The 13,047-nt window shown below is 62.9% G+C and carries 10 protein-coding genes and 1 tRNA gene; 2 read left to right on the top strand and 9 right to left on the bottom strand.

The genetic code is table 11. The features are described 5' to 3' along the window. Nucleotides 1-14 precede the first annotated feature (14 nt). From DAD186_RS04390 to DAD186_RS04350, 9 genes are all read right to left on the bottom strand, one after another. Nucleotides 15-440, bottom strand: coding sequence for an FtsB family cell division protein (locus DAD186_RS04390; protein WP_065247663.1), 426 nt, complete (start codon nt 438-440; stop codon nt 15-17). 217 nt (nt 441-657) lie between these two features. After that, entirely contained in the window at nt 658-1,938 is a 1,281-nt protein-coding gene (gene eno, locus DAD186_RS04385; RefSeq protein WP_065247662.1) for a phosphopyruvate hydratase, read from the bottom strand. Nucleotides 1,939-2,082: 144 nt separating this feature from the next. Beyond that, nucleotides 2,083-3,099 carry a MazG nucleotide pyrophosphohydrolase domain-containing protein gene (locus DAD186_RS11140; protein ID WP_236886290.1) on the bottom strand — a complete coding sequence of 339 codons (1,017 nt, stop codon included), beginning with the start codon at nt 3,097-3,099 and terminating at the stop codon, nt 2,083-2,085. After that, complete coding sequence (gene mfd / locus DAD186_RS04375; protein WP_065247661.1) at nt 3,099-6,767, bottom strand: transcription-repair coupling factor; 3,669 nt, start codon at nt 6,765-6,767, stop codon at nt 3,099-3,101. The genes DAD186_RS11140 and mfd overlap by 1 nt, the downstream gene beginning before the upstream one ends. Continuing rightward, the gene (gene pth, locus DAD186_RS04370; RefSeq protein WP_065247660.1) at nt 6,764-7,366 is read right to left on the bottom strand and encodes an aminoacyl-tRNA hydrolase; all 603 of its coding nucleotides are present in this window, start codon (nt 7,364-7,366) and stop codon (nt 6,764-6,766) included. The genes mfd and pth overlap by 4 nt, the downstream gene beginning before the upstream one ends. A gap of 149 nt (nt 7,367-7,515) precedes the next feature. After that, on the bottom strand, nt 7,516-8,148 hold the full coding sequence (locus tag DAD186_RS04365) for a 50S ribosomal protein L25/general stress protein Ctc (protein ID WP_065247659.1): 633 nt from the start codon (nt 8,146-8,148) through the stop codon (nt 7,516-7,518). A 224-nt stretch (nt 8,149-8,372) separates the two neighbouring features. Next, nucleotides 8,373-9,353, bottom strand: coding sequence for a ribose-phosphate diphosphokinase (locus DAD186_RS04360; RefSeq protein ID WP_065247658.1), 981 nt, complete (start codon nt 9,351-9,353; stop codon nt 8,373-8,375). A 4-nt stretch (nt 9,354-9,357) separates the two neighbouring features. Beyond that, nucleotides 9,358-10,818, bottom strand: a complete 1,461-nt coding sequence (gene glmU, locus DAD186_RS04355) for a bifunctional UDP-N-acetylglucosamine diphosphorylase/glucosamine-1-phosphate N-acetyltransferase GlmU (RefSeq protein ID WP_065247657.1) — start codon at nt 10,816-10,818, stop codon at nt 9,358-9,360. Between the two features lie 47 nt (nt 10,819-10,865). Then, nucleotides 10,866-10,937, bottom strand: a tRNA-Gln gene (locus tag DAD186_RS04350). Between the two features lie 87 nt (nt 10,938-11,024). Between DAD186_RS04350 and DAD186_RS04345 the strand changes: the two genes are divergently transcribed. After that, nucleotides 11,025-11,684 (top strand): TetR/AcrR family transcriptional regulator, encoded by a 660-nt coding sequence (locus DAD186_RS04345; RefSeq protein WP_065247656.1) that lies wholly within the window; start codon nt 11,025-11,027, stop codon nt 11,682-11,684. A 75-nt stretch (nt 11,685-11,759) separates the two neighbouring features. Then, on the top strand, nt 11,760-12,974 hold the full coding sequence (locus tag DAD186_RS04340; RefSeq protein ID WP_065247655.1) for an SPFH domain-containing protein: 1,215 nt from the start codon (nt 11,760-11,762) through the stop codon (nt 12,972-12,974). Nucleotides 12,975-13,047 lie beyond the last annotated feature (73 nt).

Here is a 13,047-nt window from a genome sequence, read left to right as displayed (position 1 = left end):
TCGGTCTATGGACCCTACGGGCCTAAAGTAGCGGCGGGATCCTCGGGCGGTGCAGCCTGACTCGCAGCCACAAGCGAATCCCACATCGTGCCGAACCACGCGGTTTTTGCGGCTTCTTCCTCATGAGCCGCCTGCTCGGTCTGGGGCACCTCGGCGCCGCTCGAATCCGTCAAACGATATTGCGTTTCCCCGGGGTAGGCAAACAGCAAGCGTTTGCGAGCCTGCGCGGAGACGAACGTTGGATCCTGCCACCGGGCCACCTCGGCTTCGAGGCCCTCAACCTCTCGCTCTTGCTCGGCAACATGCGCCCGCAGGCTGCTGAGTCGTTGCTGCTGCATGACGTACCCGTTGACGGTTGGTACGAGCGCCACGAGCGCGATCAGGGTAATCGCGAGCAACACGAGCGAGCGGCCCGTAAGCCCCGCGATGGGCGTGAGCACCTTGCGGGCGCCAGCTCTTACCGATCCTTGCGCACGGGAGGTATTCCTACGGGGGGTCTTTGTGCGGCCGGATGCCGGGCGGCGGCTCGGCCGTGCAGCCAGGGCCGATGGGGCGGCGCTTTGGCGCCGCCGTGACGCCGAGGAGCGCCCCGCCGGTGACGACGGGGCGCTCCTACGGCGCGTTACTGAATCAGGCATACGCCCTATCGTAAACTGCTCAGGCCTTGAAGCGCGGGAATGCCGAAGCGCCCGCGTACACGGCCGAGTCGCCAAGCTCATCTTCAATGCGGATGAGCTGGTTGTACTTGTTCACGCGCTCGCCGCGAGCGGGAGCACCGGTCTTGATCTGGCCGGTGCCAAGCGCGACGGCGAGATCAGCAATGGTCGTGTCCTCGGTCTCGCCCGAACGGTGCGACATCATCGAGGAGAAGCCATTGCGGGTCGCCAGATCCACGGCCTCGAAGGTTTCGGTGAGAGTGCCGATCTGGTTGACCTTCACGAGGAGCGCGTTGGCGGCACCATTTTCGATGCCCTTACCGAGGCGCACGGGGTTGGTCACAAAGAGGTCGTCGCCAACGAGCTGGACCTTCTTGCCGAGCTTCTCGGTGATGGCAACCCAGCCGTCCCAGTCTTCCTCATCGAGCGGGTCCTCGATCGACACGAGCGGGTAGGCATCCACGAGCTCGCTGTAGTAGGCGATCATGTCTTCGGCCGACTTCTTCTCACCTTCGAAGAGGTAGGAGCCGTCTTCGTAGAACTCCGAGGCAGCGACGTCGAGCGCAAGTGCGACGTCCTTACCCGGGGTGAAGCCCGCCTTCTCGATAGCCTCGATGATGAGGTCGAGAGCGGCACGGTTCGACTCAAGGTTCGGGGCAAAGCCGCCCTCGTCACCAAGACCGGTGGCGAGGCTGCGATCGTGAAGAACCTTCTTGAGGTTGTGGTAAACCTCGGCGCCCATGCGGACGGCCTCAACGAAAGTCGGGGCACCGATCGGGGCGATCATGAATTCCTGGATGTCCACGTTCGAATCAGCGTGCGAGCCGCCGTTGAGGATGTTCATCATGGGAACGGGGAGCACGTGCGCGTTCGGGCCGCCCACGTAACGGTAGAGGGGAAGTTCAGCCTCGGCAGCAGCGGCCTTTGCCACGGCGATCGACACGCCGAGGATGGCGTTTGCGCCAATCTTGCCCTTGTTGTCGGTGCCGTCAGCCTCGATCATCGCAAGGTCAATCGCACGCTGGTCGGTAACATCCATGCCCTCGATCTTCTCGGAGAGCTCTTCGGCGACCGCGGCAGCAGCCTGCGAAACGCCCTTGCCGAGGTAACGGCCCTTGTCACCATCGCGGCGCTCAACGGCCTCGAAAGCACCGGTCGAGGCGCCCGAAGGAACCTGGCCGAGGAACTGGTAGCCCTCGTCGGTCGTCAGAACGACCTCAACGGTGGGGTTGCCGCGCGAATCGAGAATCTCGCGACCGCGAACGTCGAAGATGAATGCCATGAGATGGCCTCCTTAGTCAGGATTTTCAAGTGGCGGGTCGCCTTTGACCTTCGCCCTCAAGTCTAGTGTGAAATGTGTGATCTCCCTGAAGGGGCACTCACACCTCGGGCGCGGCGCATGAGTCCCACGTCACAGGGTGGGACTTCAGTCGCGAAGAAGCTCGGCTTCGAGCCGAGACACGAGCGTACGCAGCGCCGATTCCGGGTCGTCGTCACGTCGCGCCGCCGCGATCGCAATGGTCATGAGTCGCGCTCCGTCGCTGTCGTGCGGGGCGACCTCGCTGAGGAGTTCACGTAGCTCTTCTGTGCGCCCCTCTGCCTCGGCACGCGCGGCAATTTTGAAGGCGCGCTGAAGCGCCGGAAGCGCGAGCGGAATGCCTTCGCCGAGGCTCCGGCGCGGCTTCTCCTGCGACTTGATGCGGTCCCACCGCGCCGTAATCTCTTCGACGCTCAAATCCTCGCGCTCGGGTCCAAACACATGCGGGTTTCGGCGATACATCTTCGCGTTGAGAGACCGGGCAACCGAATCCAGCGTCCACGGCTCAGCTTCCTCCATGCCGATTCGCGCATGAATCACGAGCTGAAACAGCAGGTCCCCGAACTCGTCAACGAGCTCCGATGTACGAATCGGCTCGCGCTCAAGTTCGGCAAGAACCTCGTGGGTTTCCTCGAGCAAGTATCGCGAAAGAGAACCGTGTGTCTGGGCAGCGCTCCACGGATCGCCCCCCGGGCTGCGAAGCTCGTGCATAATCCTCACCGACTCGACGACCGCAGCGCCGGGAGCGACGGGGGACGCGAAAACATAATCCGCATCGATGGGCCCACCGGAGGCCTCTTCGAGCGCGCCAATCGTCTCGATCGGCGACGGAAGGTGGGGGTGCTCGGAATCGCAGAGCCAGGCGAGATACCCACCCGGGCAGCCGTCGGAATCCCCGAGCCACTCGCCGACCGAGCGCGCAAGCTCGTGTGCACTTGCGCTTTCAAGTCGCACGCACTCGATCCCGGCCTCGCGCACGTGTGCCTCCCACGCCGGGTGCGCGCACGACAGTGCCACGCTTTGGGCTTCCCTGAGAACATCCCAGCCCCGCGAGGTCATGAGCCCCGGCGCGTTCAGAGGCGAGACGGGAACAACCTTGAGCTCACCCGAAAAAGAACCGTTCATCACGCATGTCCCTTTCGTCCAAGACCCGCCTGGCGTGTCCCTTGCGGCGCGTCGCGACGCGAATTCTCGAGCCTGCTCGCGCGTGGCGAACGTTGACCGAAAGTACGGGGGCGGGAAGGTTCCGACGGTTGCTCAGCGACCTCGATGCCGCGTTCTTTCGCCCACTCGGGCTTGAGGTGCGCCAGCACGCCGCGACAAAACTCAAGCAGTTCCTCATCAGCAAGCGGAATGCCCCCAATGCGCTGGGTTCGCGGGTGTGGAATGAGCACCTGGCGAAGAGCAGGCTTGAGAACAGTTCCCGGGTACAGCCGGCGAAGCTTCAATTGGACGCTGTCGGAGACTTCGACGTGGGCAAAACGAATCATCTTGCCTTGCACCTGCACCTCGTCGATGCCCACCTCGGAGGCATCCAAGCGGAAACGCGCGACGTGGAAGAGTCGCTCGACCTCGGCTGGTGGCTTGCCGTAGCGGTCTTCGACCTCGGCACGCACGCCTTCGAGTTCGTCCGCGCTCTTCGCCGCCGAAATCTTTGAATACGCTTCGAGGCGCAGACGCTCGGAATCGATGTATTCGACGGGGATGTGTGCGTTGAGTGGGAGTTCGACCTTCGTCTCCTTCGCACCTTGGTCGAGTTCACCCTTGAACGCCGCGACAGCCTCGCCAACCATGCGCACGTACAGGTCAAAGCCGACGCCCGCGATGTGCCCCGACTGCTCCCCGCCGAGGAGGTTGCCCGCGCCGCGGATCTCGAGGTCTTTCATCGCGACCTGCATGCCGGCGCCAAGCTCGGAATGCGTTGCAAGGGTCGTCAGGCGATCGTGAGCCGTTTCCGTGAGCGGTTTTGCCGGCGGATACAGGAAGTAGGCGTAGGCACGATCTCGCGAACGACCCACGCGGCCGCGGAGCTGGTGAAGCTGCGAGAGCCCAAAACGGTCGGCGTTTTCAACAATGAGAGTGTTCGCGCTCGAGATATCGAGTCCCGTCTCGACGATCGTCGTACACACGAGCACGTCGAAGCGCTTTTCCCAGAAGTCAAGAATGACCCGCTCGAGCTGAGCCTCATTCAGTTTGCCGTGGGCAACCTCCACGCGCGCATCGGGCACGAGCTCGCGCAAGTGCTCGGCGGTACGGTCAATATCTTCCACGCGGTTGTGAATGTAGAACACCTGACCCTCACGAAGCAGCTCGCGCCTAATCGCGGCCTTCACCTGTGCGTCCTCGTGGGCACCGACGTACGTCAGCACGGGGTGGCGTTCCTCGGGGGCCGTGGCAAGCGTAGAAAGTTCTCGAATGCCGGTCACGGCCATTTCGAGAGTTCGCGGGATCGGCGTCGCCGACATCGAGAGCACGTCAACATTCGTGCGAAGCGCCTTGAGCGTTTCCTTGTGTTCAACCCCAAAGCGCTGCTCCTCATCAACGATGATGAGGCCAAGATCCTTGAATCGCACCTGCCCTGTGATCAGGCGGTGGGTGCCAATCACCACGTCAACCGAGCCGTCCTTGAGTCCTTCGATCACAGCTTTCGACTCGGACGGGGTCTGGAACCGCGAAAGGCCTCGCACGTTCACGGGGAATCCCGCGTAGCGCTCAGTAAACGTTTCGATGTGCTGCTGGGCGAGAAGGGTCGTGGGGCATAGAACCGCAACCTGCTTACCGTCTTGGACAGCCTTGAATGCTGCGCGTACCGCAACCTCGGTTTTGCCATAGCCCACGTCGCCACACACGAGACGATCCATCGGGAGAGGCTTTTCCATGTCCCGCTTAATATCGTCGATCGTCGAGAGCTGATCAGGAGTTTCCGTATATTCGAAAGCATCCTCGAGTTCATGCTGCCACGGTGTGTCAGGCGAAAAAGCAAAGCCTGAGCTTCGCTGGCGTTCGCTATAGAGCCGCACGAGCTCGTCGGCGATCTCGCGGATGGCTTTGCGTGCGCGCGATTTAGTCTTCGACCAGTCGCTTCCCCCCATCTTGTTCACGCTCGGCGTCTCGCCGCCAACGTACTTCGTGACCTGATCAAGCTGATCACTCGGCACGTACAGCCGGTCACCCGGCTGGCCTTTCTTCGAGCTCGCATACTCGATCACGATATACTCGCGTGTCGCACGCTTATCGCCCGTGCCCACGGTGCGGCTCGTCATCTCCACAAACCGCCCGACTCCATGGTGATTGTGCACCACGTAATCGCCGGGAGAAAGCTGGAGCGGGTCAACGCTCGCACGCCTGCGCGAGGCGAGCTTCTTGCTGCTGGAGCGGCGCGCAGCGGATTTGCCCGTCATGTCCCGCTCGCACATGAGCATAATCTTGACGTCCTCGAGGAGGACGCCCTCGGTAATTGGCCCGGTCGTAATGCTCACGTGAGTCGCGGAAAGCTCCTCGTCGAGGTCGGCGCTAAAGCGCGCCGCGACTCCGGCCTGCGTGAGCGCCTCGGCAATGTGGCGCCCGGTTCCCGCGCCCGCCGTCGTCAAAACGATCCGCCACCCCTCGCTCACGTGCTGTGCGAGATCACGCGCGGCATTCGCAATCGAGCCACCATAGCCCGGGTGCGGCTTTGCGTGTGATGTGAGATCAGCATCGAGCCCAAACGGTGCAATACTCGAGACGGGAATCTGCCGAGCTTCAAGCTCTCCGAGCGTGTCTTCAAGCGTCGAAAAACTTGCTTGCGCCACGTCGATCGGTACAGCGCCGCCCTGTGCCGCACTGGTCCATGCGGCTTCAAGGAACTCGTCCGTCGTGCGCACGAGCTCCTCCACGCGGGTGCGGATCCGCTCCGGCTCCACGAAAACGACACTCGACTTTGCCGGAAGCACATCCACGAGGCTGACCATCTCCCCCACGAGAAGCGGGGTCAGGGACTCCATGCCCTCAACGGCGATCCCCTCTGCGAGACGACCGAGAAGATCGGCCGCGCCGGGAAGCTGCTCAATCGCGGTGCGCGCCCTCTCGCGCACCTCGTCCGTCAAGAGAATTTCCCTGCACGCGGGCGCGTCAACGACCTCGAGGGTCTCCTCCAGCGAGCGTTGATCCGCGACAGAAAAGTAGCGGATCTCCTCGAGCTCATCACCAAAGAAGTCGAGGCGAACGGGATGCGAAAGAGTCGGTGGGAACACGTCTACAATCCCACCGCGCACAGCAAACTCGCCACGCGCGGACACCATATCCACGCGCGAGTACGCTGCGCCCACGAGCTTTTCCACGAGCTCGTCGATCTCGATAAACTCGCCGCGTTCAAGATGCACGGGTGCGAGCTTCTCGAGGCCCCGCGCCATGGGCTGCACGAGCGCACGCACGGGCATCATGAGGACCTCCACACCACCCGTTTCCTCGGGATGCGCGAGCGTATACAGAGTCGAAAGCCTGCGCGCGACCGTATCGCTTCGCGGCGAAAGCCTCTCGTGTGGGAGTGTTTCCCATGCTGGGAAAAGCGCCACCTTGGCACCGGGGACGAATGCTTCAACCTGGGCGGCGAGGTCCTCGGCTTCACGCGTCGTGGCAGTGACCACCACGAGTGGGGCCATCGGCCCCCTGCGCGAAGCTTCATCCGCAAGATAGAGCGGGTGCATGCCGCTCGTGGCGATAACGCTAAGCGACTCGTGCGAGAAATCGGCCTCGGCAAATCGGGCGAGATCGGCGGACTGCGCGGCAGCCGCGAGAACGGGGGCGATACTCACGGGCGAATCGCCTCGCGCGAGTGAAATTCCTGCTGCGCTTCCACGAGTCCCTTTTCCACAAGCATTTCCACGCACTGCCCGGCTGACGTCACAAGGTCGCCGAGCACCTTGCGCTCCGCCATAGAAAATGGCGCCAGAACATAGTCAGCGGTGTCGCGCCCCTGCGGCGGGCGCCCCACACCCACCCGGACGCGCAAGTAGTCTTTCGTGCCGAGCGCACGAGTAATGTCGCGAAGGCCGTTGTGCCCGCCTTCTCCCCCGCCAAGCTTCGCCTTGATCGCGCCGAACTGCGTGTCGATCTCATCGTGCACCACGATGACGTTTCCGTGGTCGACCCCGTAGTACTGGGCGAGTGTCGAGACCGGACCGCCCGAAGTGTTCATGTAGCAGCCAAGCTTCGCGAGGATCACCCTGCGTCCAGTTCCGGGCGCTCCCATTCGCCCTTCGATCACCGAGGCATTGGCTTTCTTGTGCCGCTTGAACGACGCACCCGCCCATTCGGCAAGCCGGTCGAGCACCATGTGCCCCACGTTGTGCCTCGTCGCTTCATATTTAGAACCCGGATTCCCGAGGCCCACGATCAGCATCGTTTCGCTCACAACTCCACTTTCCGCACGTGTCACACGGAAGAAATCCGTGACAACGAAAGGCCGGCAACCGTCGGCCCCTGGACAGGCTACAGGGGCGCCGCACCTCGTGCGACGCCCCTGCCTCAGATTTCACGATCCGCGAAGTCGCGGATCAGAACTCACTCGTCGTCGCCCTCCGACGACTCTTCTTCGGTGCCCTCAGCTGCTTCCTCGTCCTCGTCGTCCTCGGAGCCCGGGGTCTCGAGGTCAGCTTCGTCAACCTGCGGGACCTGGATCGAGATCACGAGGTACTCGGGATCGGTGACGAGCTCGGCATCGCCGAGGTCGAGGTCGCCCGCGTGGATGGCGTCGCCTTCGACCTTGCCCTCAACGTCAACGACGATGTGCTCGGGCAGGCTGAGCGCGTCAGCGAGGATGGTGACCTCCTGGATGTCGACCACGGCAACGGCGGGCGACTCCGGCTCGCCCTCGACGACGACGGGGATGTCGACCTCAACCTTCTCGCCGCGCTTCACGATGAGCAGATCAACGTGGAGGATGTCGCGCGAGAGCGGGTGACGCTGAATGTCCTTGATGATTGCGAGCTCGCTGTCAGCTTCGGGAATCTCGAGCTCGAGAAGAGCGTTCGAGTGGCGCGCCGCAAGTGCGGTCGCGTGGTACGGAAGCGCGAGGTGAACCGGCTCGGTGCCGTGACCGTACAGAACCGCGGGGATCTTGCTTTCGGCGCGCATGCGGCGCGCAAAGCCCTTGCCGAAGTCAGAACGGATATCGACCTTGATGTTCTCGGCCATGTGAAACTCCTTGAGTGTCAAGCGGGGCGAGACGGCGCGCCCCGAGCGCGCGAGCGCGTGCTCAAGGAAATAACCGCGTCGATAACGGAGCGGGCTCGTGCCCCTCCCTCGCCGAAGTACTGTCCAAGCATAATGCACGGCCGCACACTCGGGTGGCGATCGGCGACGTGAAGCGAGGCACGTCACCCCGTCGCGAGAGCGCGGCCGGCAAAAGGGGAGAGCTTTTACGCGTCCCCGTCAAACAGTGACGTCACCGAACCGTCGTCGAAGACCGCGCGGATGGCGCGTGCGAGGAGCGGGGCGATCGAGAGGATCGTGAGCTTCTCGAACTGCTTCTCCTCGGGCACGGGAAGCGTGTTGGTCGCGATGACCTCGCGCACGCCAGAGTTCTTGAGGCGCTCAACGGCAGGGTCGGAAAAGATCGGGTGGGTCGTTGCAACAACAACGGACTTCGCCCCGTTCTTCGTGAGGGCTTCAACGGCCTGCACAATCGTTCCGGCCGTGTCGATCATGTCGTCCACGAGGATGCAGGTCTTGCCCTGCACATCGCCGATGATCCGCTTGGCGACGGCCTGGTTGGGGCGGCGCGGATCGCGTGACTTATGCACGAAGGCAAGGTTCACACCGCCGAGGCGCTTCGCCCACTTCTCAGCGACGCCGATACGGCCGGCATCCGGGGAAACGACGCAGAGGTCCTCTTCGCCGTAGGTTGCCTCGACGTATTTGGCGAGGATCGGCATCGCCATGAGGTGGTCAACGGGACCGTCGAAGTAGCCCTGCACCTGCGGGGCGTGGAGGTCCACCGAGACGAGGCGGTCGATGCCAGCGGTCTTGTAAAGGTCGGCGACGAGGCGGGCCGAGATCGGTTCGCGACCGCGGTGCTTCTTATCCTGGCGCGCATACGGGTAGCTCGGGGCAATCGCCGTGATGCGCTTGGCGGAAGCGCGCTTGAGCGCGTCCACCATGATGAGGTGCTCCATAAGCCAGTTGTTGATCGGTGCAGGATGCGACTGGAGAACGAAGACGTCGGCGCCGCGCACGCTTTCGCCGTACCGCACATAGATCTCGCCGTTCGCGAAATCCCACGCGTCCATCGGGAGAAGGTCAACGCCGAGTTCCTTGGCGACTTCCTCGGCAAGAACGGGGTGAGCACGTCCCGACACGAGAACGAGGTGCTTTTCTCCGCTGGTGATGATGCCACTCATCGTTTTACTTCTCCTCGGTGGTTGCGTTTGCAGAGTTGTGGTCAAGCGCATTTTCGGCGGCTTCGGCCGAGGCAGTGCCCGCGCGCTTCGTGAGCGTCCACCCCTCAGTGATTCGAGGCTTGGTGTTATTGACGGCGAGTGCGCCCGGCGGGACGTCCTTAAGAACGACCGTGCCGGCTCCCGTCGCCGCACCGTCGCCGATCGTCACGGGCGCCACGAGAACGCTGTCGCTCCCCACGCGCACGTGCTTGCCAACGACGCTCCTGTGCTTGTGCACTCCATCGTAGTTCGCGAAAATCGTTGCCGCGCCGATGTTTGTCCCCTCACCGATCTCGGCATCACCCACGTAGGAGAGGTGGGGAACTTTGGCACCATCGCCGATCTGGGCGTTCTTCGTTTCGCAGAAACCGCCAATCTTGCCGGCCTTGCCGAGCACGGTTCCGGGGCGCAGGTAGGTGAACGGGCCAACGGTAGCGCCCTCCCCGATGACGGCACCAAAACCGTGGGTGCGCACAACCTCGGCTCGGTCGTGGATGGTGACGTCCGTCAACGTGGTGTCTGGTCCGACGGTCACCTCACTGCCAATGACGCAGCGTCCGTGCAATTGCACGCCCGGAAGAATCGTCGTGTCCTCGCCAATTTCGACATCGGGATCGATGAAGGTTGAGTGGGGGTCAATAATGCTCACGCCGGCGCGCATGTGACGCACGAGGGTGCGGCGATTCATTTCAGCGCCCAGGGCACTCAACTGCACGCGGTCGTTTGCGCCTTCGACCTGGATCGGATCGTCAGTGACGTAGGCGCTGACCTTCTTTCCCTCGGCACGCGCGATGCCGGGGACGTCGGTGAGGTACATCTCGCCCTGCGAGTTATCGGTGCCGACCTTCGTGAGCGCTTCGCGCAGGAACTCGAGGTCGAATGCGCAAATGCCCGAGTTGATTTCGTTGATGGCGCGCTGCTCTTCGCTCGCGTCCTTGTGCTCCACGATGGCGTCAACCTGGGTGCCGTCAGCGCTTCGCACGATTCGGCCGTATCCGGTCGGGTCCGCGACGCGCGCGGTGAGGATCGACACGCTCGAGTGGGTTGCCTCGTGGGCCTCCACAAAGGCCCGGAGGGTGTCACCTTGAAGGAGGGGCACGTCACCGTACGTCACGAGCACGGTTCCGACGGCTGCCTCGACCTTGTCGAGACCACACTGCACGGCACGGCCTGTCCCGGGGATCTCATCCTGATCGGCGACCGTGACCTCGGGGGCGTTTTCTTCGAGATGAGCAAGCACTTGTTCGCGTTTGTGGCGCACGACCGCAACAATTTCTTCGGCTCCCGTTGCACGGGCTGCGGTAATGGCGTGCATGAGCATCGAGGTTCCACACACGGGATGGAGAACCTTCGGAAGTGCGGATTTCATACGTGTCCCGGCGCCTGCCGCGAGAACGACAACTGCTGCGGGCGAGTGAGTGACCACGGGAGGGTGCTCCTTGTATCCGGTGCGATAAATCCGGTGATGGATCGTTCCGCGACCAGGACTCGAACCTAGAATACCAGAACCAAAAACTGGGGTGTTGCCGATTACACCATCGCGGAGGGGCCCGAAGGCACCGAGGATAAGCCTAACCTCTGAGGGCACCCGAAAGAAAACTATGCGCGCACACTCGTGCGAAAATGTTGCACATGTCTGATTCACGCCCTCCTCGCTCCCGCTCTCCACGCATGACGGGACGCCAGCGCCGCGAGCAACTTGTGGCCGTTGGCCGCTCGCTCTTCGCGCGCAGGGGCTATGACGCGACGAGCGTTGAGGAGATCGCGGCCAAGGCGGGGGTTTCAAAACCAATCGTCTACGAACACTTCGGCGGCAAGGAAGGTCTCTACGCCGTCATCGTCGATCGCGAAACCGACCATCTCTTGCGTGTTCTCGAGGACGCACTGCATGACGTTCATCAGCATCCGCGCGTTCTCGTAGAAAAGGCCGCGCTTGCCTTCCTCACCTATATTGAGGAAAACGAGGACGGCTTCCGGATTCTTGTGCGGGACTCCCCCGCCACGCAAACATCCGGCACGTATTCGGCGCTACTCGTAGACGTCGCGCACCAGGTTGAGGACTTGCTCGTCAAGCACATGCGCGCACAAAAGTACACGTCGCTCCATGCCGCAATGTATGCGCAAATGCTCGTGGGGATCGTGTCCTACACGGGGCAGTGGTGGCTCGAGGCGAGCCGCCCCTCGAAAGAGGTGGTCGCGAGCCATATCGTCAATCTCGCGTGGAATGGGCTCCGCGGCCTCGAAGCGCGCCCTCAGCTCCTCACCGCAGAACGCAAGGGCAAGGCGAAATAAAACCCAGGCAGCACCATTTCGCTGTGATCTACCCCCTATATAATGCGAGCGTCAGCCCCTACCAGAGGAGTTTTCGTGGGTTTCATTCAAGCTTTCAAGGACGCACTCGGCGGCAGCTTCGCCGATCAGTGGAAGGACTACCTGACCGTTCCCTCCGGTCTCGCGCCCACCGCGGCGCTATTCCCCGCGGTTCCGCGTGGCACCAATGCTGGCCGCGGCTCAAACACGCGCGGGAGCGAGAACATTATCTCGAACGGCTCGCGGATTGTCGTGCCGGCCGGTTATGGCCTCATCACCCTTCAGGACGGTCGCGTGACCGGTCTCATCACCGAGGCCGGCGGCTACGAGTGGCGCTCGGGCGACCCGAACTCGCGCACAATTTTCGCGAACGACGGGATTCTCGCTTCGACCCTCGGTACGTCGTGGGAGCGTTTCAAGTTCGGAGGCCAGCCCGGCTCGCAGCAGCTCGCGTTCTTCGTGAGTCTCAAGGAACTTCCGAACAATCGCTTCGGTACGCAGTCGGAAATCTACTGGGATGACCAATACATGAACGCGCAGGTTGGTGCCGTTGCACGCGGCACCTACACGATGCGTATCGTCGATCCCCTCCTCTTCGTTCATAACTGGGTGCCCGCCACCTATATCTCGGCGAATGCGCCAATCTTCGACTTCACCGATACCGAGAACGACGCCGCGAACCAACTGTTCCAGGAAGTCGTGTCCTCGCTTGCCCCAGCGTTCTCCCGCTACACGAACGACCCGGATAAGAACAACCGCATCACGAAGATCCAGTCCGATTCCCTCGGCCTCGCAGCCTCGCTCTCGAGCGTGGTCGAAGAAAACTACCGCTGGACGACCGATCGCGGCCTCGTCATCGAAAAAGTCGCGATCGCGTCGATCGAGTACGACGAGAACACGCGAAAGCTCCTCAAGGATGTTCAGGCTGCCGATGCGCTTTCGGGCAACCGCAACCAGAGCTTCGTCAACCAAGCGGTGGCGCGCGGCGTGCAGTCTGCGGGCGAAAACGGTGGCGGGGGCACGGGCCTCGCGATGATGGGCATGGGCGCCGGTGCCGTAGGGGGCCTCGTGCAGCCTGCGCAAGCGTCGGGCCCGTTCGCCGGCCAGGGCCAGAGCCCGCAGGGCCAGCAGAGCCAGCAGGCGCAGTCCAACCAAGGCGGCGCCGAGCCGAACCCCGCGGAGAAACTCGCCCAGTTCAAGCAAATGCTCGACCAGGGTCTCATCACCGAGGCTGACTACGAGGCCGCGAAGAAGAAGGCACTCGGCCTTTGACCTACGCACCTGGCACGGGACCGGTCCCCACACCTTATGAAGGCCAGGGGGCCGGTTCTGCACGCCCGAGGCC

The sequence above is a fragment of the Dermabacter vaginalis genome (assembly GCF_001678905.1).
Lineage (GTDB): Bacteria > Actinomycetota > Actinomycetes > Actinomycetales > Dermabacteraceae > Dermabacter > Dermabacter vaginalis.
Note: the sequence above shows the minus strand (reverse complement) of the source record. Positions and strands in the feature narration are given on the sequence as shown.